The organism is Exiguobacterium chiriqhucha RW-2 (assembly GCF_000416965.1).
GTDB lineage: Bacteria > Bacillota > Bacilli > Exiguobacteriales > Exiguobacteriaceae > Exiguobacterium > Exiguobacterium chiriqhucha.
In genome coordinates, this window is record NZ_ATCL01000020.1 from 137,576 (window position 1) to 163,119 (window position 25,544).

Below are 25,544 nucleotides of genomic sequence, written 5' to 3' on the forward strand. Positions count from 1 at the left end.
TTGATGGAGCAAGTAGTAGAGCCTGTACATACAGCGAAAGAAGTGAAGAAAGGTCGGTCCATCGTCGTGACGTCTGGGAAAGGTGGCGTCGGGAAGACGACCACGACCGCGAACCTCGGGACCGGCCTCGCATTGTCTGGTCACTCGGTCTGTCTCGTCGATACGGATATCGGTCTTCGTAACCTCGACATCATCTTAGGACTCGACAACCGCAGCATCTATAACCTCGTCGACGTCATCAACGGCCAATGCAAATTGCATCAGGCGCTCGTCCGTGACAAGCGGTTCGAAGAGATGTATCTCTTGCCTGCGGCCCAGTCGAAAGACAAGACATCGGTCCAACCGGAGCAAGTGAAAGAAATCATCGACCAGTTGAAGACGGAATATGATTTCGTCTTGATCGATTGCCCGGCCGGCATCGAGCAAGGCTTCATGAACGCCATCGCCGGCGCCGATGAGGCCGTCGTCGTGACGACGCCTGAGAAGGCGGCCGTTCAGGACGCGGACCGCATCATCGGGATGCTCGAGCAAGCGGAACATGTCGCTGCGCCGAAATTGATCGTCAACCGCGTCAAGAACCACCTCGTCGAATCAGGCGATATGCTCGACATCGATGACATTATGCGCATCTTGTCGATTGACCTGCTTGGCGTCGTCGTTGACGATGAAGAAGTCATCGCCGCCGCGAACCGCGGGGTACCGGTCACGATGAACCCGGATAACAATGCCGGACAAGCGTACCGCAACATCACGCGCCGGATTCTTGGGGAGTCGGTGCCGCTCATGTCGATTCAGACCGAACAAAAACCGGTCGGCTTCTGGACACGACTCATGATGAAATTTGGAATGAAAAAAGCCTAAGGCAACGAAAGTTGCCTTTTTGTGTCGAAAGGAGAGACGCATATGCGATTGATCTATGAACGGACCCCGTCCATCGAACGGGCCATGCTCGTCGACGGGGAGCGTCTGCTCGAAGTCGAGGAACGCTTCATCGACCAACTATCGATCGGGACGATTCTCGAGGCCGCGATCGAACGGATTCATCCTTCGCTCGGCGCCGCGTTTTTGACGACTGGCGAGACGACGCTCTTCTTGCCGATTGCCGAGACGCTGAAAGCGCTCGAGGCGTATCCGGACGTGCCAGCCATCGGTCAGGCGGCCGTCGTCGGTGAGAAGCGGCTCGTCCAAGTGACGAAAGAAGGCATCAACGGCAAACATCATAAAGTGACGGAGAACATCCGCTTCGGCGGACGGTATATCGTTTACTTCCCTTATGGTCGGCGCCAGTTGTATAGTCGTAAGCTCGATTTCGTCACCCAGGACCGGTTATCGAAAGTGTTCGACCTCGAAGAGGCAGAAGGGGTGTTGTTCCGGACCGAGTCGGGGCAGGCAAGCCCTAAAGACCTTCAAGAGGAGCTCGACTTGCTCCGGACGCGTGCCACGGACGTCATCACGGCACGCGGGGGACAGGATGAGCTGTTGTGCGAACAGTTCGTGCGACGCCATGCGGTCGAATCGGTCATGTTGAATGACAAGGAAGCGCAGGACCGGTTGACGCGGCTCGAGGTCAACGTCGAGCGCCATATCGGCAAAGGCCGGATGAAAGAAGCGGTCCGGCTCGACGGGGCAATCGAGAAGCTCGGCCAGCGTGTCGTCTGGCTCGAAGGCGGTTCGTACGTCTTGATTGAACAGGTCGAGACGATGACCGTCATCGATGTCAACAGCGGCAAGAACGTCGCCGTCAAAGACAAGGGGCGCGCCGCCGACACGATTAACGAGGCCGCGCTCTACGCCGTCATGGAACAGCTCCGGTTACGCAATATCGGCGGTATGGTCATCATCGACTTCCTGAGGGGGTCAAAGGATGGACAGGCCCGGCTCTTGAAGAAGATGAAAGAGCTCGGTGCCCGCGATCCGCGCCGTGTGGAAGTGTATGGCTTCACGCGCATGGGCTTGTTCGAGCTGTCGCGAGAACGGACCGGACGTTCGATGCAAGACCGGATGACCTATAACGGTAACCCGTCGAAGCTTGCCGTCTTCTCGCAGCTGGAGCGAGCGCTGATGGAGCTCGCGCCTCAAGCCGAGGGGTTCGTCGTGACACTCCCGAGCAAGTGGCATGACGCGTCATGGGACGGTTTTGACTGCACGGTCTTGCTCGTCGACGGAGAACCGGATGTGGCGTTCTACGGGACGCTCGAGGAATGTCAGAATTTCGTATCTCGTCATTGACAACGATTGAACGAGAGTGGTATTATCTATAACGTTAGTTCGTTTGGAAGCACCCAAATGGCTACAACCGCACAGAACGGGTTGAAATGGTTTCGCCCTGCCCTGGATGGCGAGTCTGAGTTTAATAAGGAGGTGCACGTATATGTACGCAATCATCAAAACTGGTGGTAAGCAAATCAAAGTTGAAGCAGGTCAAGAGATCTACATCGAAAAACTCGATGCTGATGTCGAGGGTACTGTAGAATTCGGTGAAGTTCTTTTCGTTGGTGGTGACGATGTTAAAGTCGGAGCTCCACTCGTAGAGGGCGCTAAAGTCGTAGCAACTGTCGTTAAACACGGTCGCGCGAAGAAGATCACTGTCTTCAAAATGAAAGCTAAGAAAAACTACCGTCGTAAGCAAGGTCACCGTCAGCCTTACACGAAAGTTCGCATCGAGAAAATCGAAGCGTAAGCTATGATTCGAGTAATGGTCAGACGAGACGAGACGAAGTCGATTCGTTCCGTTGAAGTGACAGGTCACGCCAACTTTGCTGAACCCGGTTCTGATTTGGTCTGTGCCGGCGTTTCTGCCATCATCTTTGGGGCATACAACGCTGTTGAGGTACTTGCCGGTCAATCGCTTCTTGTAGAAATGGCAGACAAAACAGAGGGTGGCTACTTTTATGTCGAGACATATCCTGACGTATCACCGGAGGACATGACTCGCACCCAACTGTTATTAGAAGGGATGCTCGTGCAACTAGACACGATCGCCCATAGTTACGGTGATTATATCCAAATTGAACAATAGGAGGTGGACCTCATGTTACAATTGAACCTTCAGTTCTTCGCATCGAAAAAGGGAGTAGGATCGACTAAAAACGGTCGTGACTCGATTTCGAAACGCCTCGGCGCTAAACGCGCTGACGGACAGACTGTTTCAGCTGGATCGATTCTCTACCGTCAACGCGGTACGAAAATTCACCCAGGTGAAAACGTCGGCCGTGGTGGCGACGACACATTGTTTGCAAAAGTTGACGGCGTAGTACGCTTCGAGCGTCTTGGTCGCGACAAGAAACAAGTGAGCGTTTACCCAGTTGCGTAAGTAGAACCACGCAGAAGACTCTAGCCACTTATTTGGTTAGAGTCTTTTTTACTAGTTTTACTAGGAGAGGATTTCATGAACTCACAAGCAGCACTGAAACTATTATCGACCGTCCGTCACGAATGGATGAATCGGCTTCAGATGATCTCCTTGTACGCGGCGCTCGAGCCTGAAAAACTTGAGGAGCTGTACGAGCGATATCGTCAGCACGCCGACGAGGAGAGTGCGCTCATTCGCTTGGACATGCCGACGACGAGTCTCGTCCTCATGCAAGCGAACTGGGAAGGGCGGTTGACCTATAAGGTATCGGCCGACCGCGTGTCGCTAGACGACGCGCGCGTGGCGGACAAGCTTGTCCGTCTTCTGTCAGGAACGGATGGACCGATTCATGTGACGTTCACGGACGGACTGATGGTCCGCGTCTTCGGTCACGTACCGGACGACGTGTTCACGTCAGATGAAGTGTACGAGCAAACAGTAGAATGTTCTACGTTCGTTATAAAGGAGGGGAATTAAATGTTTGTCGATCAGGTTAATATTTTTGTAAAAGCTGGAGACGGCGGTAAAGGGATGGTTGCATTCCGCCGCGAGAAGTATGTTCCAGACGGTGGACCAGCAGGAGGAGACGGAGGTCACGGTGGTGACGTCGTCTTTGAAGTAGAAGAGGGATTACGTACACTCGTTGATTTCCGATTCTCGAAAAAGTTCATCGCCCATGACGGTGAAAAAGGGATGTCGAAAGGCATGCACGGACGAAAAGCGAAGCCGCTCGTCGTCAAAGTCCCACCAGGTACGATCGTGTTCGATGCACAAACAGATACGGTCATCGCCGACCTTACCGAGCACGGCCAACGGGCCACGATCGCCAAAGGTGGACGTGGGGGCCGCGGGAACTGTCGTTTTGCGACGCCATCTAACCCGGCACCTGAGATTGCCGAGAACGGGGAGCCAGGTCAAGAGCGTGAATTGCGTCTTGAGTTGAAATTGCTCGCTGACGTCGGTCTTGTCGGATTCCCGTCAGTCGGGAAATCGACGCTCTTGTCAGTCGTCTCGTCGGCACGCCCGAAAATCGGCGCGTACCACTTCACGACGATCACACCGAACCTCGGTGTCGTCAAAACGGCAGACGACCGTGACTTCGTCATGGCCGACCTTCCTGGACTCATCGAAGGGGCGAGCCAAGGCGTCGGCCTCGGTCACCAATTCTTGCGTCACATCGAGCGGACGAAAGTCATCGTCCACATGATCGATATGAGCGGCATGGAAGGGCGCGACCCGTTCGAAGACTACACGACGATCAACCGCGAGCTCGAGTCGTACAACTTACGTCTCCTCGAGCGTCCGCAAATCGTTGTCGCCAACAAGATGGACATGCCGGATGCGCCGGAATTACTTGAAGAGTTCCAAAAGAAAATTGGAGACGACGTCAAAGTCTTCCCGATTTCGGCACTCGCCAAAGAAGGACTTCGCAACCTGCTCATCGAAGTAGCTAATCTTGTAGACTCGACACCTGAGTTCCCACTCGAAGAGCTCGAAGAGAAGACGGCCACACCACGTGTCGTTTATCGTTACGAGAAGGAAGAGAAGGGGTATCAGATTCATATTGATGAATACGAACGCTTCGTGATCACGGGGCCTCGTATCGAGAAGCTCTTCAAGATGACGAACTTCGATCACGACGAATCAATCAAACGCTTTGCGCGTCAAATGCGTCAAATGGGCGTCGATGACGACCTTCGCAAGTTAGGTGCCGAAGACGGCAGCGTCGTCGCCATCTTGGACTTTGAATTCGAATTCGTCGAATAATCTTTTTAATTAGGAAATGGAGTGTGAAGTAAACGTGGACCCTGTGCCCTCGTCTAGTTTAATTCTTTATGTAGTTTTAGTTATGTTGTCAGCCTTTTTCTCTTCTGCCGAGACCGCGCTCTCGAGTGTGAACCGTGTCCGGATGATTCGTATGTCGGAAGATGGGGACAAGGGCGCCAAGCGCGTCCTTCACCTCGTCGACCGCTTCGACGATACGCTCTCGACGATTCTCGTCGGGAACAACATCGTCAACATCGGGGCGGCGACCGTATCGACGGCCATCGCCACGAGTATTTACTCGGGCGGGACCGGCCTCGTCATCTCGACGTTCGCGACGACCGTCATCATCTTGATCTTCGGTGAGATTTTACCGAAGTCGCTCGCGAAAGAGTTCGCCGAGAAGTATTCGCTTCTCATCAGCGGTATCTTGCTGTTCCTCGTCAAAATCTTGAAACCGGTGACGATGATTTTCACTGGCTTGAAGAAGTTGGTACTCCGGATGATCGGGATGAACGAAAAAGAACCGTCGGTGACGGAAGAAGAGTTGAAAGTGCTCGTTGATATGGGAGAAGAAGAAGGGGTGCTCGGCGAGACCGAAGCGGAACTCGTGCATAGCGCCTTCGCCTTCAACGACATCACTGTCGACGATGTGTTGACGCCGCGGATTGATATCCTCGCCGTCGACATCGACGATACGCTCGAAGAAATCAAAGACACGATCTTTAGCGGTGGGCATTCTCGTCTACCGGTATATAAAGACTCGATTGACAACGTCATCGGGGTGTTGTCAGAACGTGATTTCCTTCGTTCGATGATGCGGGATGAAGTGACGGACGTTCGTTCGCTCATTCGTCCGCTCACATACGTATCACCGCAGACAAAATTAATTGAACTGCTCCCAGTCCTTCAGCAAAAACAATCGCACATGGCGATCGTCCTCGACGAGTTCGGTGGGACGGCCGGCCTCATCACACTCGAAGACATGCTCGAGGAGCTCGTCGGAGACATTTGGGATGAGCACGATGAGTCGATCGTCTATCTCAAACGACTCCGTGACGGCGTCTACGAGTGTATGGCCGACATGGATGTCGATGAGTTTGCGGACGAGATGGGAATTAAAGAACCTGAAGTAGATGCCAACACGATGGGTGGTTGGATCGTCGAACTGTTAGGAGACATTCCAGAGAAAGGTGCGCGTGTCACGTATGAAGACATGACGTTCACCGTTCTCCACGTCGAAAAGCGTCGGATTCGCAAATTGCTCGTCGAAACGGGTCAATCCGAAGCGGCGGAACAAGCGTAAACGAACAAAGGAGGGATCGCCAACCGGCGGTCCCTCCTTTTGTTTATACAGTATGATGGCGCTCGACGCGTTCGAGCAACTCGTAAGGGCGTACTTTATAGATGGCGTGCGGCATATACGTCGGGTCGATCGCATCAAGCAGGCGCATCTGGAAATGATCGCGCTTGATATAGTCGCCGACGTTCGAGGCGTCGACCTTGAAGAAGCCGACTTTTTGCGTCTCGCCTTCTTGCGGTTGCAGGTCGCCCGAGACATAGCGGGCGCGGAACGTGACACAGAGTACGCGCGAGGACACGTTTTGATAGATGCCGGTGATCCCATCGACCTCGATCTCAATCCCGGTCTCTTCTTTTACTTCGCGATGCACGGCGTCGACAATCGACTCATGTTCCTCGACTTGTCCTCCCGGCATCTCATACGTATCGTTCCGATGCGTGTTCTGAACGAGGAGCACCTCGCCGTCGGCGTTCGTGACATAAGCTGTCACGGAGACGATGGTGCGCGGCGGTGTGTAGTGACCGGTCGGCATCATGAACTCCTCGCTCGACTTGATATATAAATCTTTGCCGAGACGGGCCCGCTTCTTCATCGCCTCGCGGCGCAGGCTGCTTGAGCGGTAATCGCGTTCGACTTGTTCGTAATGCTCACGGTCGCGATATTCCCAGAGGGCCATGACCTCGCTCTTGTCTTCGGTCACCCAACGACCGACGAGACGGGCGCCGTGCGATACCTGAATCGGATACAGGTATGTATGGAAAAACTCGGTGAATTCATCTAAGCGTTCAGGACGGATGGTATACGTTTTTCGACGATGGAACATGGTAATTCCTCCTTTGAAGGTGGCTGTCTCTATTCCGAGAAAAAAACGCTTTCCTCACTATTCTTAATTCGGTACTCTATTCGTTTTTCCCTCTATTCAAAAAAAGTCAGCTCGAGCGAATCTGCTCAGGCTGACTTTTTAAATAGACGCGGATTCGCGCGGATATAGCGGATGAGGACATATAGTCCGATGGCGGTGCCGACGTACGGCAAGAACCCGTGCGAGACTTCACCAATATGACGCCAATTGCTACCAAGCATCATCCCGAGTTTGACGAACACGAACGACCAGACGGCGAAGACGACGACGGTCACCGTCAAAAATTTCCGGAACGACAAGCGCATGACGCCGGCGCTAACGGCGAACAGCTGGCGCCAAATGACGCTCAGACAGACGATCCAGGCGCCATACGTCTCGAACCATGTCTCGGCGCGCTGCTGCTTCGCTTCACTGATGCGAAATGACTTGTAGAGCCGAAGTGCGACAGGACGACCGCCGTAGCGGCCAATCCAATAGAGAACGATTTGACTGAGGACGAACGCCGACCACGCGAGGAGGAAGACGAGCAGGAACGAGACGTCGAGAGACCCGATCAAGTGGCCCCCATAGGCGAGCACGAGCTCGTTCGGGATGAATTGGATGAAGATGCCGAGCGGGACGCTGAAGACGCCGCAGCCGAGCAAAAGTTGTTCAAAGAAATGCCACATGACCGTTCCCTCCTTTCCAAATTTTGTACGGTCTTTGTTCCATCCATCAGTATAACGGACATGGACCGAAAGCAAAAGAAAAGATGTCACGTATTTGTGACATCTTAGTCGAGCTCGGAGACAAGGACGCCGAGCCGCTCGAGTTCCGAGACGGCGGCATCGATGGCGTCTTCGCTATCGGCCTCGAGCGTGTGGATATGCAAGCCACCCGTCAAATGCGAAAGTGGGGCGGCCTGGTTCGCCTCGACCCGTTCGAGGAAAGCACGGACGTCGCGACGGCTCTTCACCATCAACTGGCCCGTCAACGAACCGTAGACCGGATGATCGATGATGACGTCCCGAATCGTGACGCCTTCGTCGACGATGGCGTTCATTTCGGCCTCCATGGCCTCGGCCTCGTGACGACAGACGATTTTACGGGTGTAGGCGGACGGTGACGACTCGCCCGGTAGATAGACGTATCCACGGGCGGTCGCGACGATTTGATGGCCCTTCGCCTTCAAGAGCGACAAGTCTTGGACGACGACTTGTCGGCTGACGGCGACACGGCGGGCGAGCTCGGAGCCGGTGATCGGCTCGGAACTCTGTTCAATCATTTCCAATAATGTGCGCCGGCGTTCTTCACCGGCTAAGCGTTTGTTCATAAGATCCAACTCTCCTTGCTAAAGTGACGATGGCTTCGGCGAGTGCCGTCGTGGCTTCGACGGTCGTGTCTTCACCGAAGGAAATGCGGACGAGGCCGTGGCAGGCGCTCGTCTCATAGCCGAGTGACTCGAGCATCCGGTTCGGTCCGTTCTGGCCGGCCCGACAGGCCGAGCCTGCCGAGACTTGGAAGCCGAGCCCGTCGAGTTCGGTCATCCACCATTGTCCGTCCCGCTGATTCGAGACGAACGAGAAGATGGCGGGACTCTGCTGGTCGAACTCGAGCCAGTCCACGTAAGACGATGTCTTCTCTTTCAAGATAGCACGAAACGCCAAGAAATTTCTTTCATGACGTGTCCGTGCCTCGTGCCGGTCGGTGAACGCTTTAACGAACGCACAGATGCCGGGGACGTCAATCGTGCCGGGACGAATGCCGTACTGATGGTGTCCCGGATAATAGGGCGGTGGCAACAGCCGTTCCATATAGAGGCCGCCGACGCCTTTTGGACCGCCGACCTTATGGGCGCTGAACGAATAGGCGTCAATCCCGTCGACCGAGACAGGAATCTTGCCGAGCGCCTGGACGCCGTCGATGTGGAGCAACACTTTCTTATATTTCAATTGGCAGAGGATGTTGTGGAGCGGCAGCGTCCAACCCGTATCGGAGTTGACGTGCTGGAACGTCACGAGCCCGATATCACGGTCGAGCAGACGCGTGAACGTCTCTTGGTCGAAGCGACCGTCTTTCAGTTTCAGGCGATGGACGGTCACGCCTTCCGCTTCCCATTCGTCGAGAAGGAGGGCGACCGAGTCGTGCTCTTGCCACGACGTGATGACTTCACTGCCTTTCATGCGCTTACGGAGACTCGTTAGCGCGATATAGTTGCTCTCCGAGCCGCTGCCGGTGAAGAGCAACTTCCCGCGGAGCATGTCGAGCCCGAGAGCCTGCTTCACCAAACGCCTTGCCTCGGTCAAGTAATCTTCGGCCATATATCCGTGCGTGTGGAGGGAAGACGGATTACCGTATACGCTCCGCGCCATGGCGACGTAATGGTCGAGGGCGGATTTTGTCATCGGGTGCGTCGCCGCATAATCAAAGTAACGGTTCATCGTAAAGCTCCCCTTTTCTTATGTTGTCTTCTTCACAAAATTATGCGAAACTAGTTTACAAGTCAACATTACATATGAAAAACAGGTGATATACAGATGTCTTTACAGTTTGAACGGGTCGATGTGTTGATTATCGGGGCCGGTTTGGCCGCTGTGACGGTCGCCCTCCATCTGCCCCGGACGTTGAACGTCCTGCTCGTCGCCAAGCATGAAGTGACGAGTGCGAACTCGGACTTGGCTCAAGGCGGAATCGCGAGCTCGTACTTGGAACCGTCGAGCGTCGACCATGAGCGGGATACGCTCGTCGCCTCGAAACTTGCGGCCGTGCCCGACCGTGTTTATACACTCGTCGAGGAAGGGCGGACGGCGATTCAAGAGCTGGAGCGGTTCGGCGTCGTCTTCGATCGCGACGCGACTGGCTACGCGGTCGGTCGGGAAGGTGCCCATGGCATGAATCGAATCTTTCACGCCGGTGGCGATGAGACGGGACGGCACGTGATGGCGACGCTGCGGCGTCAACTGCCTGACAATGTGACCGTCATGGAGCATGTCCTGATCGATACGTTGACGAAAAGCGATGGCCGTGTGAGCGGGGCGACCGGTTTCAACGGTGAGACACGCCTCCACGTTCAGGCCGGGGCCGTCGTCCTCGCGACCGGTGGCATCGGCGGACTGATTGACTGGACGTCGAACTGTCGCTCGGTCACAGGAGACGGGCTCGTCTTGGCAGAATCGGTCGGGGCTCGGCTCACGAACTTGTCTCGGATTCAGTTTCATCCGACGCTACTCGCAGTCGATTCACCCCATCTCGTGACCGAAGCGCTACGCGGGGCGGGAGCCACGCTCGTCGATACGTCCGGGAACCATGTGATGGGACAACACCCGCTCGGTAGCCTCGCCCCGAGGGATGAGGTCGCACGAACGCTCACGAACCATGTCGGACCGGTGTACTTGGATACGAGTCGTGTCGAACGGCTCGATGAGCGGTTCCCGAAACTGGTGGCGACATGTGACGCGCACGGCATCGACATCCGGCGCATCCCGGTCCGGCCGGGACTACATTTCCACATGGGCGGTGTCGACGTCGACGCCTATGGACGAACCAAGGTAGCGGGACTATATGCGGTCGGGGAGGTCGCCGATACGGGCGTCCATGGGAAGAATCGACTCGCGTCAAACTCGTTACTTGAATGCTGGGTGTTCGGGAAGCGGGTGGCGGCGACGATGACTTTGGAGGAGAAGCCGTTCACGGTGAACGAGACGACCGTATTTGAGGTTTCAGATGATCTGTTCGGCCGCTATCGGCAACAGATTGGGGAATGGCTGACAATCTCGCCGCAACTCGGCAAAATCGTAAGTTTCTTAGAAAATACCCAACAACTGCCACGAACGAAACACGTGACAAGACAATTAAGTGAACAGACATTGAGTATAGAAGCGGCACGGCTTTTGGCTCGTGCCATGATGAGGACGGAGGATGGTTATGAACAAGATCGCTTTGCGCGAACAGCTGACGGCATTTCTACATGAGGACATCGGCTTTGGCGATATCTCGAGCGGACTGATTGATCAGCGCGAGACGTCATTCGCCACGGTCACCGCCAAAATGGATGGGGTGTTCTGTGGCATGGATGTCGTCCTGGAGCTGGCCCAGATGCAACGGCTCGTCGTCGAGTCATGCCAACCGGACGGCACGGTTGTCTCAACTGGAGATGAACTGTTCACGTTGCGGGGCAAGACACGGACGCTCCTCGAGACGGAACGGGTGTTATTGAACCTTATCCAACATTTGAGCGGGATCGCCACGATGACGCGGCGCTGCGTCGAACAGCTCAATGACCCGACGATTGCCGTCACGGACACGCGGAAGACGACACCTGGACTCCGCATGCTCGAGAAGCATGCCGTCCGTTCGGGTGGTGGGAAGAACCACCGGCTCCGGCTCGACGATGCCGTCATGATTAAAGACAACCACATCACGGCACTCGGTGGGATCACGAACGCGGTCGCCCGGGCCCGGATGCTTGCCGGCCACACGACGCCGATTGAAGTCGAGGTCGAGACGCTCGAACAGTTGCATGAGGCGATTGCGGCGGACGCCGACATCATCATGTTCGACAACCGGACGCCAGAAGAACTGAAGGCGTGGCGTGCGCTCGTCCCAAGTCATATCAAGACGGAAGCGTCAGGCGGCATCACGGTCGAGACGATCGCCTCGTATCGCGGTACGGGCGTCGACGTCATCTCAATCGGGCAGTTGACCCATTCGGTGACGGCGCTCGATTGTAGTTTAAATCTCGTAGGAGGAATCAAACATGCAGTTACTCGGAACGATGCCAGCGCTATACGCTGACTTGACGGTTGAACAGATGGAACAACGGATTGAAGCCATTAAAGCACGGCTCGGCAGCCGCCTGTTTTTACCGGCCCACCATTATCAAAAGGACGAGGTCGTCCAGTTCGCGGACGCGACCGGAGATTCGCTCCAGCTCGCACGGCTCGCCGAACAGATGAACGAGGCCGAATTCATCGTCTTTTGCGGCGTCCACTTCATGGCCGAGACGGCTGACATGTTGACGCGTGACGACCAGCTCGTCATCTTGCCGGATATGCGGGCCGGGTGTTCGATGGCCGACATGGCTGATATCGATCAAACAGAAATCGCATGGGAAGAATTGACGGACACGTTCGGCGACAGTATCGTCCCGATCACATACGTCAACTCGACAGCGGCCATCAAGGCATTCGTCGGCAAGCATGGCGGGGCGACGGTCACGTCGTCGAACGCCCATGACATCGTGCGCTGGGCACTCGAAGCGGGCGAACGGATCTTGTTCTTGCCGGACCAGCATCTCGGACGCAACACAGCATATGACTTGGGCGTGCCGCTCGAGGCGATGGCCGTCTGGGACCCGCTCCGGGAACGACTCGTCTATGAAGGCGATATTGAGGACGTCCGCGTCATTCTATGGAAAGGGCATTGCTCGGTCCATGAGAAGTTCAATGTCGCCCAAATCGAGGCGTTACGGAAGAACGACCCGGAGCGACGCATCATCGTCCATCCCGAGTGCACGTTCGATGTCGTGCAGGCAGCGGACGAGGCCGGGTCGACGTCATATATCATCGACCAGATCGAGGCGAGCGCGCCGGGGACGAAGTGGGCCGTCGGCACCGAGATGAACTTGGTCAATCGACTTGCGGCGACGCACCCTGAGCTCGACATCAATTCGCTCAACCCGTACATGTGCCCGTGCTTGACGATGAACCGAATCGATTTGCCTCATTTGCTCTGGGCGCTCGAGTCACTCGAGACCGATCCCGTCAATATTATTCGCGTCGATCAAGAGACGACAAAGTGGGCGACACTCGCCCTCGAGCGGATGCTCGCACGCTAAGGACAGGCAATCGCCTGTCCTTTTTTCGTGGCGACGGTTATGGTACAATGAATGCAGTTTTCCTATGAAGAGGAGATATGACCGTGATTGAATTCGTAAAAGGCTCCGTCGCCTATGTGTGCGCGGAATATATAACGTTGGATGTTTCGGGCGTCGGCTACAAAGTACATGTGCCTAACCCGTTTTTTTATCGTGAACAAGACGAACATGTAATCGTATTTACGCACCATTACGTGCGCGAAGATCAACAGACGCTGTACGGTTTCCGTTCACGTCGCGAACGCGAACTGTTCAATAAATTGCTCGGCGTCAACGGGATCGGACCGAAAGGCGCACTCGCGATCGTCGCCTCGGGCGATATGGATGCGCTCATCGACGCAATCGAGACTGAGAACGAGAAGTATTTGATGAAGTTCCCAGGTGTCGGCAAGAAGACGGCGAAACAGATGGCGCTCGACTTGAAAGGCAAGCTGTCCGAGCTCGCCCCGGATTATGTACCGAACACCGGACTGTTCGCCCAAGGCGCGTCCGAACTAGACGAGGCGTGCGAAGCGCTCGTTGCGCTCGGTTACTCAGAGCGTGAGATCACTCGTGTCCGCAAGGAACTGAATTCAGAAATATTGACGACAGACGCTTACATAAAGCGCGCCCTGCAATTGCTATTGAAATAAGGAGGAGACCATGGACGAACGATTGTTGTCACAATCCCATCAACAATATGAAGACTCTGAAGAGTGGAGCTTGCGTCCGCAAAAGTTCGAGCAATATATCGGACAGGAGAAGGCGAAAGGAAACTTGTCGATCTTCATCCAAGCCGCGAAGCTCCGCAGCGAAACACTCGACCACGTCCTCCTATACGGTCCCCCGGGACTCGGAAAGACGACACTCGCCCAAATTATCGCCAACGAGATGGGTGTCGGCATCAAGACGACGGCCGGCCCGGCCATCGAACGTCCGGGTGACCTCGCCGCAATCCTCTCGACCCTCGAACCGGGCGATGTTCTGTTCATCGATGAGATTCATCGCTTGAGCCGCACGATTGAAGAGATCCTCTATCCGGCGATGGAGGACTACTGTCTCGACATCGTTTACGGACAAGGCGAGATGGCGCGAAGCGTCCGCATCGACTTGCCACCGTTCACGCTCGTCGGCGCGACGACGCGGGCCGGCATGTTGTCGGCCCCGCTCCGTGACCGCTTTGGTGTCACGTTAAAGCTCGAATACTACGAGACGCATGAGCTCGCCGCCATCGTCAGTCGGACGGCCCAACTGTTCCGCCTGTCGATTTCACCAGAGGCGAGCGGTGCCATCGCGAAACGTGCACGCGGCACGCCGCGGATTGCCAACCGGCTGTTACGCCGGGTTCGTGATTTCGCCCAAGTAGCAGGAACGAAAGAAATCGATCCGGTGCTTGCCTCAGACGCACTCGACCGGTTACACGTCGACGCCCTCGGGCTCGACGAAGTCGACCACCGGCTCTTACGGGCGATGGTTGAACGGTTCGGCGGTGGACCGGTCGGACTCGAGACGCTTGCCGCGACGATCGGGGAAGATGCCCAGACGATTGAGGACGTGTATGAGCCGTATTTGTTGCAGCAAGGTTTCCTGCAACGGACGCCGCGCGGCCGCATGATCACCCAGTACGCAAAGACGCATTTTGGCTATGAAGAGGAGTAAACGATATGCAAGACATTCAATTGAACGTAAACGATTATGATTTTGACTTACCGGAAGAACTGATCGCCCAAGTACCGCTCCTCGATCGGACGAGCTCACGACTGCTCGTCCTCGACCGCGACACGGGCGACATCGAGCATCGCCACTTCCGCGACGTGCTCGACTATTTACAGGCAGGCGATGCCCTCGTCGTCAACGACTCGCGCGTGCTCCCGGCTCGACTGTTCGGGGCGAAGCAAGAGACGGGCGGGAAAGTCGAGCTTCTTCTTTTGAAGCAGACGGAAGATGATGTCTGGGAAGCGCTCGTCAAACCGGCGAAAAAAGTCCGCGTCGGCGCCATCGTCGAGTTCGGCAACGGATTGCTCCGGGCCGAATGTGTCGAAGAGCTGCCGGAAGGGGGACGCCGCTTCAAGTTCGATTACGACGGTATCTTCTATGAGATTTTAGATGAGCTCGGCACGATGCCGCTCCCGCCCTACATCCGTGAACAGCTCGACGACCAAGACCGTTATCAGACGGTGTACGCCCGTGAACGCGGGAGTGCGGCCGCACCGACGGCAGGTCTTCACTTCACGGAAGAACTGCTCGCAGCGGCAGAGGCGAAAGGCGTCAAGTTGATTCCGCTCACGCTCCACGTCGGGCTCGGTACGTTCCGTCCCGTCACGGCGGATACGATTGAAGAACACACGATGCACAGTGAGTATTTCGAGCTGTCGGCCGCTTCGGCCGAGGCACTCCGTGACATCCGTGCAAATAACGGACGCGTCTTCGCAGTTGGGACGACATCGACCCGGACGCTCGAGACAATCGTGCGCGACCATGGGGATTTCGTCGAGTCATCGGGCTGGACGGACATCTTTATCTACCCAGGCGTCGAGTTGAAGGCGATTGATGGACTGATCACGAACTTCCATCTGCCGAAGTCGACACTCGTCATGCTCGTCTCGGCGTTCGCGTCGCGCGACATCATCTTGAACGCGTACCGCACGGCGGTACAAGAACGTTACCGCTTCTTCAGCTTTGGAGACGCGATGCTCATCACGAGGAAGGAAGAGAACAAATGACCAAACACGCAGTCACATACGAACATATCCACACATGTAAACAGACGGGAGCGCGGCACGGAATCGTCCATACGCCGCACGGCTCGTTCGAGACACCTGTCTTCATGCCGGTCGGCACGCAGGCGACCGTCAAGACGATGGCCCCGGAACAAGTCAAGGCGATGGGAGCGAACATCATCCTCTCGAACACGTATCACCTTTGGATTCGCCCAGGACACGAAGTCGTCAAACAAGCTGGTGGCCTTCATAAGTTCATGAACTGGGACGGCGCGATTTTGACGGACTCGGGCGGCTTCCAGGTCTTCTCGCTCGCCGATCTGCGCAACATCCAAGAAGAAGGCGTCCATTTCCGCAACCACTTGAACGGCGACAAGTTGTTCTTGTCACCGGAGAAAGCGATGGAGATTCAAAACGCGCTCGGTTCGGATATCATGATGGCGTTCGACGAGTGCCCGCCGTTCCCGGCGACACATGAGTACATGAAGAAATCGGTCGAGCGGACGAGCCGTTGGGCTGAGCGTTGCCTCGCGGCACACGAACGTCCGGAAGACCAGGCATTGTTCGGTATCATCCAAGGCGGCGAGTACGAAGATCTCCGTCGTCAAAGTGCGGCCGACCTCGTCTCGCTTGATTTCCCAGGTTATGCCGTCGGTGGATTATCGGTCGGCGAACCGAAAGATGTCATGTACCGCGCGCTCGAGTTCACGACACCGTTCATGCCGGAGAACAAGCCGCGCTACTTGATGGGCGTCGGTTCACCGGATGCGTTGATTGAAGGCTCGATTCGCGGCATCGACATGTTCGACTGCGTCTTGCCGACCCGAATCGCCCGCAACGGGACGCTCATGACATCGAAAGGCCGTGTCACGATCAAACATGCGAAACATAAGACGGACTTCGGCCCAATCGACGAGAAGTGCGACTGCTACACGTGTAAGAACTATTCACGTGCGTACGTCCACCACTTGATTCGTGCCGACGAGATGTTCGGGCTTCACCTCTGCTCGACACACAACCTTCACTTCCTCGTGAACTTGATGAGTCAAGTACGTCAAGCCATCCGCGAAGACCGTCTCTTGGACTTCAAGGAAGAGTTTTTCGAAGAATATGGGTATAACAAACCAAACGCCAAGAATTTCTAATTGTTCTGACAGCGATTATGTGACAACGTTTCAGTTTCACGGTATAATGAACCTGATATTGAAGGAAAGGGTGAATTTTACGCATGGAAACTCTCGTAGCACTATTACCGATGATCCTTATTTTCGTCGTGTTCTACTTCTTGTTGATCCGTCCGCAGACGAAACGTCAGAAGGAAGTACAATCGATGCAAAACGCGCTTGAGCGTGGGGATCACGTCGTAACAATCGGCGGCCTTCACGGCGTCGTCCACCAAATCGAAGACACACAAGTCACATTGAAATGTGACCAGTCACTCCTCAAGTTCAATCGCAGTGCGATTGCTGAAGTGACGAAAAAAGGCAACTCATCATTCGCTGAGTAACCAAACCACGCCTGACCATCCCTGGTCAGGCGTCTTTTTTTTGTCATACTTTGAAAAATGATTTATTTTTGACAAACTTCGTCAATCCGACGAATCATCCACCTTATTTCCAAAAATCAAATTGAATCGTGAAAACGTTTGCATTATCGTCAAGTTGAGAAGAATTGGAAAGAAGGAGAAGAAGACATGGATGTGAAACGATTGCTACGCCCACTCAAAAATTGGAAGGTACGACGTCGCCCTGACCGCGTGAAAGGACGCTCGTCGATGCGCCGTAAGATGGCGATGGCGCTCGTGCCGACACTGATCGCCTTATTGATCGTCGGTGCGCTCGGCTCGTATCAATTACAGAATGCGACGTCAGAGTATGACCGCGTCTTGAACGAGCGGCTCCAAGATATGCTCGTCGCCGAAGATTTGGCGTTGACCGTGACCGATGCCGAGCGTTATTTGAACTACTATCTGCTCGTCTCGAACCCGAAGACACTGATTAGTCTCGAAGCGGCGCAGACAAAACGTGACGAACTGATGGATACGCTCAAGCAGTCGTCGTCAGATTCGAAAGTCATCGCCTGGATCGGTGATCTTGAGAAGTTCAATCAACATCTCGACACGGAGATGGCGCGCGTCATCGACCTCCGTCAACAACAAGACGAGATCGGATACAAGACGGTGCTCAATACGAGCGTGACACCGACGACGGATCGCGTCCGGATGACGGTGACCGACCTCGTCACGTATCAAGGCGAAGCGCTCGCAGCTGAGTCGGAAGCGGTCCAGGCGAGTGCCGGGCAGTCGATCATCTGGATGGTTGTCATCAGCATCATCGGCGTCGCTGTCGGTCTACTTTCATTAGTAGCACTCCAAAAGTTGTTCTTGAAGCCGATCAATCGACTCGTGAACGAAGCGCGCGTCGTCGCCGAAGGTGATTTGACCGGGGGTGATATCGAGGTCGGTTCGAACGATGAGCTCGGTGACCTCGTCACGGCGTTCAACGATATGAAACGCAACCTTGTCGGCTTGATTCGTCAAGTCGGGGCGGCCTCAGACAAAGTGACGGCCTACTCGGAAGAACTGTATGCCAGCACGGACCACGTCGCCACGACGACGCAAGGTGTAGCCGGTCTATTTGAACAGATGAACCTTGCCGCCCAAGTGTCGGCGAAACGGGCCGAAGAAGGGACGTCCGGCGTCAATCAAGCCGTCGTCGGCTTGAACCAAATCGCCGCTGCCTCGCAAGGCGTGAACGAGCAGACGATTCATACACTCGAAGCGGCGAGTGGGGGACTGGAGACAATTCAGTTGGCCGAGCAGCAGATGCGGGAGATTCAACAAGCGAACGACTTGACGCAACAGATGGTCGAGCGCTTATCGAATCAATCGCTCGAGATTGAGAAAATCACTCGTTCCATCACGGCCATCACGGAACAGACGAACCTGCTCGCCTTGAACGCGGCGATTGAAGCGGCTCGGGCCGGGGAACACGGCAAAGGGTTTGCCGTCGTCGCGGCCGAGGTCAGAAAACTGGCCGAAGAATCGAAACAGTCGGCAAAACAGATTCAAGCGGTCGTCGTCGATATTCAGCGCGACACGTCGGAAGTCGAGGCGGCGTTCGATGTCACGAGCCAGCATGTGACAAGCGGTGTGATCCAAATGGGCGAAGTCGCCGGTGCGTTCCGTGAAATCGTCACCGTCATTCAAGAGACGTCCCGTCAAATGAGTGAGATTGCGGCAGCGACAGAAGAAGTAAGTGCGAACACGACCGAGGTCGCCGTCTCGGTCGAAGATATGTCAACGAACGCCGTCTCAACGCAACGAAGCGTCGAAGAGGCGGGCGCGAACGTCGAAGAGCAACTCGCCGCGATTCAAGAAATCAACGGCATCGCCGAGACGATGAGTCATATGTCGGTCGAGTTGAAAGACCTCGTCCACTTATTCAAGGCATAAAAACAGCGTCTCCTCGACAATCGAGGGGACGCTGTTTCGGTTACATTAACAAAATCAGGCTGGCTGCCATGACCATCATACCGGCGACCATGCCGTACACCGCATGGTGGGCCCGTCCGTATTCACGGGCGGCTGGGAGCAATTCATCAAGCGAGATGAACACCATGATGCCGCCGACAGCCGCGAAGATGATTCCGAACACCGTGTCGCTCAAGAACGGCATCAACAACAGGAAGCCGACGGCCGCGCCGAGAGGTTCGGCGAGTCCGGATAAGAAGGACAGTTTCAGCGCCTTCTTCCGAGAGCCGGTCGCGTAGTAAATCGGGACCGAGACGGCGATCCCTTCCGGAATGTTGTGCAGTGCGATAGCGATGGCGATCGCTAAACCGACGGCCGGGTCATCGAGAGCCGAGATGAACGTGGCCAAACCTTCCGGGAAGTTATGGATGGTGATGGCGAGTGCCATGAAGATTCCCATCTTATGAAGCCGCTGTTTCGTCTCGTGATTCAATGGGACGCGTTCGGTCGCCGTCGTCGCGAGTTCTTGGGACGACGGGTCGTTTTGCATCGTCTCGACGAATTTGACTTCATGCGGGTTCTCGGGAGACGGGATGAACTTGTCGATCAAGGCGATCAACAGCATACCGCCGAAGAACGCGAGGACCGTATAAAGTGTCCCGGTCTGCTCGCCATGGGCGCCGACGAGTTCATCGAGCGCTTTTGGGAAAATCTCGATAAAGGATACGTAAATCATGACCCCGCCTGAGAAGCCAAGGGACACCGACAAGAAGGCTGTGTTGGTCCGTTTGGCGAAGAAGGCGATCATACTTCCGATCCCCGTCGCGAGTCCAGCGAACAACGTCAGTAAAAAGGCATAGATAATCGTGCTATCCATTGAAAAGGACTCCTTTACGTGTAGTGTAAGTTGATAATCACATCATATCTCAAGTTTTGCCCTAATGCAACTTTTAGTCGCATACGCAAAAAAGCGTGGGAAATCAACGCTCCCGTGTTACAATTTTAGGAAAACGATTGATAAATGTTTAGAATATTTGTAATGTTAACGAGAGAAGTTTTTTTACGAGAACATGTGTTTAGAAAGGAATTTGTCGTATGTACAAAAAAGGGAATATCGCGATCTTTGCGGTCATCATGATTGCAACGATCCTACTCGCCGTCTTGACGACACCATGGGTCGTGAAGAACACGAACCTTGGCCTTGACCTCAAAGGCGGATTTGAAGTGCTGTACGAAGTCCAGCCGCTTGAAGACGGCGATGTCATCGATCAATCTGCGATGAATGCAACCGTTCGCGCTATCAACAACCGGGTCAACGTGCTCGGTGTGTCTGAACCGGACATTCGGATTGAGGATGATAACCGGATCCGTGTCCAACTCGCGGGTGTATCGAACCAAAACGATGCCCGAGAAGTGCTCTCGTCGACGGCGCAGCTTACGTTCCGCGACATCGATGACAACGTCCTGCTCGACGGAAAAGATCTCGCGCCGCGCGGTGCCTCAATCAGCTACGATCAGCAAGGCAACCCGGTCGTTGAATTGACGCTCCAATCGGCAGAACAGTTCGGTGAAGTGACGTCTGAGATCGCTCAGCGCCCGGCACCGGAAAACCGCCTTGTCATCTGGCTCGATTATGAGGAAGGTGACTCGTACGAAGAAGAGATTCAAAAAGAGAACTCGAAAATCGTCTCGGACGCTTCGGTCAACGGACCGATTCTTTCGGATAAAGCCATCATCTCCGGTGGGGATATCGACGCCGAGAGTGGTCAACGTCTCGCTGACATCTTGAACGCCGGGGCACTCCCGGTCAAACTTGAAGAGATTTACTCGACGTCGGTCTCGGCCCAATTCGGTCAAGATGCACTTGAGAAGACCGTGTTCGCTTCGGTCATCGGTGTCGTCGCTATCTTCTTGTTCATGTTGTTCTTCTATCGTTTACCCGGTCTCGTCTCGATCATCACACTCATTTTGTATATCAATTTGATTATGTTGTTCTTTAACGGGATTAACGCCGTCTTGACGTTGCCTGGTATCGCCGGTCTCGTTCTCGGTGTCGGTATGGCGGTCGATGCGAACATTATCACAGCTGAGCGGATTAAAGACGAGCTTCGTTCCGGGAAGTCGGTCCTATCGGCGTTCCGTGCCGGTAACCGTCGCTCGCTCAGTACGATCATCGATGCCAACTTGACGACGCTCATTTCGGCAGCGGTCCTGTTCTACTTCGGAACGAGTTCCGTCAAAGGGTTCGCGCTCATGCTCATGATCTCGATCGCGATGACGTTCATCTCGAACGTTTTCATCTCGCGTTATTTGATGCACCTCCTCGTCGCGAGTCGTTTCTTTGACAAGCGTAAAGGCTGGTTTGGTGTGAAGGAGAGTGAAATCCGTGAACTTTAAGCTCACTGAATTAAACTATATTAAACCGATGCGCACGATGTTCCTCATCTCGTATGCCGTCTTCTGCTTGAAAAAAAAAATTTTGTTCTTCCGCGGTTTGAACCTCGGGATCGACTTTGCGTCAGGTACACGAGTCGAAGTCCAGACCGAGTCACAAGTGTCGCAAGACGAGTTAGCAGCCGCCTTCAACGAGGCAGGCGTGGACGAAGATATTTCTTCTGTCCAATATGCACAAGGCGGGACACTCGCGAACGTGACGTTCGTCGGGCAACTTACCCAAGATGAAGTCGCGTCGGTGAAGACCGTATTCACGGAGACGTTTGGGAACGATCCGAACATCAGCACCGTCTCAGCCGAAGTCGGCCGAGATATCGCCCGTAACGCGATTTACGCCGTGGCACTCGCATCGCTCGGGATTATCTTGTATATCACGTTCCGCTTCCAATTCTCTTACGGTGTTGCCACCGTCGTCGCCATGCTCCACGATGCGTTCTTCATGCTCGTGGCGTTCTCAATCTTTGGCATCGAGGTCAACTTGTACTTCGTCGCCGCCATCTTGACGATTATCGGATATTCGGTTAACGATACGATTGTTACGTTCGACCGGGTGCGTGAGAACATACAGGCATACGAGAAAGAACGGAAAATCAAGACGATGGATGAGTACCGCTCGCTTGTGAACAAAGCGATTCAAGAGACGATTGTCCGGTCCATTAACACTGTGATCACCGTTATTTTTACGGTCGTGGCGCTCTATATCTTTGGAGCCGAATCGATTCAAAGCTTTGCGCTCGCGCTCTTAATCGGTCTCGTCATGGGGATGTACTCGTCAATCTTCATCGCCTCATACCTTTGGTTGCTCATCAAAGGCATGTCGCTCAACAAAAAGAAATCAGCTGCCCCAGAGGCGTAACCACTGGTCTCCCGAATTAATCGGGGGACCTTTTTGAATGTCAAGACGGCACTTCACTCGCTCGTTCTGATATAATCTACAATTGATTGGAGTGAGGCATTATGTATCATGCGAAGAAACGTTGGGTGTATCCGGAGACGGATACAACGGCTGTTGAACTGTTACAGACAGAATTGAATATATCGGAGCAACTCGCGACGCTCCTCACACAACGGGGGCACCGCGACGTCGAGGCGGCCAAGGCGTTTTTATACGTCGAGGATGAATTGACGTTCCACGACCCGTTTTTATTTGAACAGATGCCAAAAGTCGTCGAACGCTTGAAACGGGCGGCTGACGAAGGCGAGATGGTGCTCATCTATGGCGACTATGACGTCGATGGCGTCAGCGCATCGGCCGTCATGTGGCACGCCTTGACCGAGATTGGCGTCATGGCGGAATGCTATATCCCGAACCGGTTCACCGAAGGCTACGGACCGAACAAAGAGGCGTTCAGCTGGGCCGCCGGTGAAGGGTTCACCCTCATCATCACGGTCGACTGCGGCATCTCGGGGATTGAAGAAGCGGCGCTCTTGAAAGAGCTCGGTGTCGATTTGATCATCACCGATCACCACGAACCGAAAGAGACGTTACCGGATGCATTCGCTATCATCCATCCTCATATCGACCCGTCGTATCCGTATGACAAACTCGCCGGTGCAGGCGTCGCCCTCAAAGTGGCGCACGCCGTGCTCGACCGGATGCCGGACGAGCTTCTCGACTTGGCCGTCCTCGGCACGATCGCCGATCTCGTCCCGCTCGATGGGGAGAACCGTCTGCTCGCCAAGCTGGGACTCAAGGCGCTCGATGATTCGAAACGCCCGGGTATTTTGGCGCTCCGTGAAGTGTGTGCGTTGACGGACGGGACATTGAACGAGGAATCGGTCGGGTTCGCGTTCGGTCCGCGCATCAACGCCGCTGGTCGTCTCGACTCGGCGATGCCGGCGCTCCAGATGTTGCTCGCCGAGAGCGAGGAAGAAGCGCTCGCACTGGCACAACAGCTCGACAAACAGAATAAAGAACGCCAAGACATCGTCAAGACGATCGCCAAAGAAGCGACGGAACTCGTCGAAGCCTCGATGACGGACGACCGCGTCCTCGTCGTCGCCAGTGAACGCTGGAACCCAGGCGTCGTCGGGATTGTCGCCTCACGTCTCGTCGAGGCTTACTATCGTCCGGTCATCCTCTTGTGCCATGACCCAAAGACAGGGAAGGCGAAAGGGTCCGGCCGGTCGATTGACGGTTTCGACTTGTTCAAAGAACTATCGAAGAACGAAGACATCTTGCCGCACTTCGGTGGCCACCCGGCCGCAGCCGGGATGACGCTGTTATCGGAAAACGTGGCCGAACTGCGCCGTCGTCTGAACGAACAAGCCGAGTCGATTCCGGACGAGACGTTCGTCGCCCGCGTCAACGTCGACTTGAAGCTCGACGTGAACGATGTGTCGCTCGACTTGATTTCAGAGATTGGCAAGCTCGCCCCGTTCGGGATGGGTAATCCGTCACCGCGTGTCGTCGTGGCAGACGCTAGACTTCGCGACATCCGTCAAATCGGGCGCGACAACACCCATTTGAAGGTTCAGCTCGCCGGGGACAAGCGAGAACTTGATGGCATCGGCTTCGGTTTCGGTCACGTCGTCTCTGAAATCTCGAAGATGGCCCACGTCTCGGTCATGGGCAGTTTGCAAGTGAATGAATGGAACGGGATGCGCAAGCCGCAGCTCATGATTCAAGACATCCGTGTCGACGGGTTCCAAGTGTTCGATTATCGGGGCAAGAAAAATTCGCTCGACGAATTGAAACAGCTCCCAGGCGACATGACGTCGTTCATCTCGTTCCAAGGGCGGGACGACTTCCCGCTCCACGACCTCGATACGCCGCTCAAGCCGTTCGTCGTTTTGCTCGATTTGCCGGATGAGGAAGACGTATTGGCAGATTTGTTGACCGAGGACGTCGAGCGCATCTACTGTGCGTTCGGACAAGGCGGCTCGTTCTTCGAGAAGTTGCCGACGCGGGAAGATTTCCGAACATACTACGTCCATATGGCGACGTGCGAACGGAAAAACCTGCGCGAAAACTTGATTCGATTGTCAATCGAGCGAAAATGGTCAAAAAATACGATTCAATTTATGCATCAAGTATTCTCTGAACTCGAATTTCTTGTTACAATGGAAGACGGACTGCCTGGAGTGAATCCAGAAGCGCCGAAACGCGATTTGACCGAAGCGCCGTGTTATAAGCGTCGGGTCGGACGAGTCCAACTCGAGGAGCGTTTCATCTATGCGTCGTTGGCAGAACTGAAAGAGCGGTTACAATCATTGCGATCGAACAAGATGCAGGAGGCTTACACATAAAATGGATTTCAAACAGCATATTAAAGAAGTAGCGGATTACCCGAAAGAAGGAATCAGCTTCAAAGACATCACGTCACTCATGCAAGACGGACCGGCTTACAAAAAAGCGGTCGATGAGCTCATCGCTTACGCTCAGGAGCGCGGTGCTGAACTCATCGCTGGTCCGGAAGCACGCGGATTCGTCGTCGGTTGCCCGGCAGCGTACGCACTTGAACTCGGGTTCGTCCCGGTCCGTAAAGAAGGCAAGTTGCCACGTGAGACAGTTCGCGTCGCATACGGCCTCGAATACGGCACAGACATTTTGACGATGCACAAAGATTCAATCAAACCGGGCCAACAAGTCGTCATCTTGGATGACTTGCTTGCAACAGGCGGCACGATTGAAGCGACCATCAAAATGATTGAACAACTCGGCGGCGTCGTCGCGGGGATTGGATTCTTAATTGAACTTGATGGACTTGGTGGACGTGAGCGTCTCGAAGGATACGACGTGTTCTCACTCATCCGTTACGAAGATTGACCTAGACGGGAAGCG

Annotated in this window: 26 protein-coding genes and 1 other annotated feature; of the genes, 21 read left to right on the plus strand and 5 right to left on the minus strand. The window is 54.8% G+C overall.

Translation table 11 applies throughout. The features are described 5' to 3' along the window. Positions 1-3 precede the first annotated feature (3 nt). The 8 genes from minD (at position 4) to M467_RS24860 (ending at position 6,422) form a co-directional block, all read left to right on the plus strand. The gene (minD, locus tag M467_RS24825) at positions 4-861 is read left to right on the plus strand and encodes a septum site-determining protein MinD (RefSeq protein WP_021066881.1); all 858 of its coding nucleotides are present in this window, start codon (positions 4-6) and stop codon (positions 859-861) included. Positions 862-903: 42 nt separating this feature from the next. Continuing rightward, positions 904-2,229 carry a ribonuclease E/G gene (locus M467_RS24830; RefSeq protein ID WP_021066882.1) on the plus strand — a complete coding sequence of 442 codons (1,326 nt, stop codon included), beginning with the start codon at positions 904-906 and terminating at the stop codon, positions 2,227-2,229. A gap of 55 nt (positions 2,230-2,284) precedes the next feature. Beyond that, positions 2,285-2,356: a sequence feature (ribosomal protein L21 leader region), on the plus strand. A gap of 15 nt (positions 2,357-2,371) precedes the next feature. Further along, on the plus strand, positions 2,372-2,680 hold the full coding sequence (gene rplU, locus M467_RS24835) for a 50S ribosomal protein L21 (RefSeq protein WP_016508528.1): 309 nt from the start codon (positions 2,372-2,374) through the stop codon (positions 2,678-2,680). Between the two features lie 3 nt (positions 2,681-2,683). After that, positions 2,684-3,019 carry a ribosomal-processing cysteine protease Prp gene (locus tag M467_RS24840; RefSeq protein ID WP_031200131.1) on the plus strand — a complete coding sequence of 112 codons (336 nt, stop codon included), beginning with the start codon at positions 2,684-2,686 and terminating at the stop codon, positions 3,017-3,019. 12 nt (positions 3,020-3,031) lie between these two features. Beyond that, positions 3,032-3,313 carry a 50S ribosomal protein L27 gene (rpmA, locus tag M467_RS24845; RefSeq protein WP_016508537.1) on the plus strand — a complete coding sequence of 94 codons (282 nt, stop codon included), beginning with the start codon at positions 3,032-3,034 and terminating at the stop codon, positions 3,311-3,313. A gap of 75 nt (positions 3,314-3,388) precedes the next feature. After that, positions 3,389-3,829 carry a Spo0B domain-containing protein gene (locus M467_RS24850; RefSeq protein ID WP_021066884.1) on the plus strand — a complete coding sequence of 147 codons (441 nt, stop codon included), beginning with the start codon at positions 3,389-3,391 and terminating at the stop codon, positions 3,827-3,829. Continuing rightward, positions 3,830-5,119, plus strand: a complete 1,290-nt coding sequence (gene obgE / locus M467_RS24855; protein ID WP_021066885.1) for a GTPase ObgE — start codon at positions 3,830-3,832, stop codon at positions 5,117-5,119. Between the two features lie 16 nt (positions 5,120-5,135). Further along, on the plus strand, positions 5,136-6,422 hold the full coding sequence (locus M467_RS24860) for a hemolysin family protein (protein WP_052013679.1): 1,287 nt from the start codon (positions 5,136-5,138) through the stop codon (positions 6,420-6,422). 43 nt (positions 6,423-6,465) lie between these two features. Here the strand turns inward: M467_RS24860 and M467_RS24865 are convergent, their stop codons facing one another. The 4 genes from M467_RS24865 to M467_RS24880 form a co-directional block, all read right to left on the minus strand. Next, complete coding sequence (locus M467_RS24865; RefSeq protein WP_021066887.1) at positions 6,466-7,242, minus strand: NUDIX domain-containing protein; 777 nt, start codon at positions 7,240-7,242, stop codon at positions 6,466-6,468. 125 nt (positions 7,243-7,367) lie between these two features. After that, positions 7,368-7,949 (minus strand): DedA family protein, encoded by a 582-nt coding sequence (locus M467_RS24870; protein ID WP_021066888.1) that lies wholly within the window; start codon positions 7,947-7,949, stop codon positions 7,368-7,370. A 104-nt stretch (positions 7,950-8,053) separates the two neighbouring features. After that, positions 8,054-8,593, minus strand: a complete 540-nt coding sequence (locus M467_RS24875; RefSeq protein WP_021066889.1) for a transcription repressor NadR — start codon at positions 8,591-8,593, stop codon at positions 8,054-8,056. Further along, a complete protein-coding gene (locus M467_RS24880) occupies positions 8,571-9,701 on the minus strand; it encodes a cysteine desulfurase family protein (protein ID WP_021066890.1) in 1,131 nt (376 codons plus the stop codon). Before M467_RS24880 ends, M467_RS24875 begins: the two co-directional genes overlap by 23 nt. Positions 9,702-9,797: 96 nt before the next feature. Here M467_RS24880 and M467_RS24885 point away from each other — a divergent pair, with 96 nt between their 5' ends. The 9 genes from M467_RS24885 to M467_RS24925 all read left to right on the plus strand — a co-directional run bounded on the left by M467_RS24885 (position 9,798) and on the right by M467_RS24925 (position 19,288). Beyond that, a complete protein-coding gene (locus M467_RS24885) occupies positions 9,798-11,231 on the plus strand; it encodes an L-aspartate oxidase (RefSeq protein WP_021066891.1) in 1,434 nt (477 codons plus the stop codon). Beyond that, positions 11,185-12,054, plus strand: a complete 870-nt coding sequence (nadC, locus tag M467_RS24890) for a carboxylating nicotinate-nucleotide diphosphorylase (protein WP_021066892.1) — start codon at positions 11,185-11,187, stop codon at positions 12,052-12,054. The genes M467_RS24885 and nadC overlap by 47 nt, the downstream gene beginning before the upstream one ends. Continuing rightward, on the plus strand, positions 12,017-13,096 hold the full coding sequence (nadA, locus tag M467_RS24895; RefSeq protein WP_021066893.1) for a quinolinate synthase NadA: 1,080 nt from the start codon (positions 12,017-12,019) through the stop codon (positions 13,094-13,096). Before nadC ends, nadA begins: the two co-directional genes overlap by 38 nt. Before the next feature lie 83 nt (positions 13,097-13,179). Continuing rightward, a complete protein-coding gene (gene ruvA, locus M467_RS24900; protein ID WP_021066894.1) occupies positions 13,180-13,767 on the plus strand; it encodes a Holliday junction branch migration protein RuvA in 588 nt (195 codons plus the stop codon). 10 nt (positions 13,768-13,777) lie between these two features. After that, entirely contained in the window at positions 13,778-14,773 is a 996-nt protein-coding gene (gene ruvB / locus M467_RS24905) for a Holliday junction branch migration DNA helicase RuvB (RefSeq protein ID WP_021066895.1), read from the plus strand. A 20-nt stretch (positions 14,774-14,793) separates the two neighbouring features. Continuing rightward, a complete protein-coding gene (gene queA, locus M467_RS24910; RefSeq protein WP_087576471.1) occupies positions 14,794-15,837 on the plus strand; it encodes a tRNA preQ1(34) S-adenosylmethionine ribosyltransferase-isomerase QueA in 1,044 nt (347 codons plus the stop codon). Next, a complete protein-coding gene (tgt, locus tag M467_RS24915) occupies positions 15,834-16,979 on the plus strand; it encodes a tRNA guanosine(34) transglycosylase Tgt (RefSeq protein ID WP_021066897.1) in 1,146 nt (381 codons plus the stop codon). The genes queA and tgt overlap by 4 nt, the downstream gene beginning before the upstream one ends. An 83-nt stretch (positions 16,980-17,062) precedes the next feature. Beyond that, the gene (gene yajC / locus M467_RS24920) at positions 17,063-17,341 is read left to right on the plus strand and encodes a preprotein translocase subunit YajC (RefSeq protein WP_021066898.1); all 279 of its coding nucleotides are present in this window, start codon (positions 17,063-17,065) and stop codon (positions 17,339-17,341) included. 186 nt (positions 17,342-17,527) lie between these two features. Continuing rightward, the gene (locus M467_RS24925; protein WP_021066899.1) at positions 17,528-19,288 is read left to right on the plus strand and encodes a methyl-accepting chemotaxis protein; all 1,761 of its coding nucleotides are present in this window, start codon (positions 17,528-17,530) and stop codon (positions 19,286-19,288) included. 40 nt (positions 19,289-19,328) lie between these two features. Here M467_RS24925 and zupT read toward each other — a convergent pair whose 3' ends face one another. Continuing rightward, the gene (gene zupT / locus M467_RS24930) at positions 19,329-20,183 is read right to left on the minus strand and encodes a zinc transporter ZupT (protein ID WP_021066900.1); all 855 of its coding nucleotides are present in this window, start codon (positions 20,181-20,183) and stop codon (positions 19,329-19,331) included. Positions 20,184-20,401: 218 nt separating this feature from the next. Here zupT and secD point away from each other — a divergent pair, with 218 nt between their 5' ends. From secD to M467_RS24945, 4 genes are all read left to right on the plus strand, one after another. Then, entirely contained in the window at positions 20,402-21,703 is a 1,302-nt protein-coding gene (gene secD, locus M467_RS31670) for a protein translocase subunit SecD (protein ID WP_021066901.1), read from the plus strand. After that, positions 21,693-22,616, plus strand: a complete 924-nt coding sequence (secF, locus tag M467_RS31675; protein ID WP_021066902.1) for a protein translocase subunit SecF — start codon at positions 21,693-21,695, stop codon at positions 22,614-22,616. Before secD ends, secF begins: the two co-directional genes overlap by 11 nt. A gap of 101 nt (positions 22,617-22,717) precedes the next feature. After that, on the plus strand, positions 22,718-25,009 hold the full coding sequence (recJ, locus tag M467_RS24940) for a single-stranded-DNA-specific exonuclease RecJ (RefSeq protein ID WP_021066903.1): 2,292 nt from the start codon (positions 22,718-22,720) through the stop codon (positions 25,007-25,009). A 1-nt stretch (position 25,010) separates the two neighbouring features. Beyond that, positions 25,011-25,529, plus strand: coding sequence for an adenine phosphoribosyltransferase (locus tag M467_RS24945; protein ID WP_021066904.1), 519 nt, complete (start codon positions 25,011-25,013; stop codon positions 25,527-25,529). Positions 25,530-25,544: the final 15 nt, after the last annotated feature.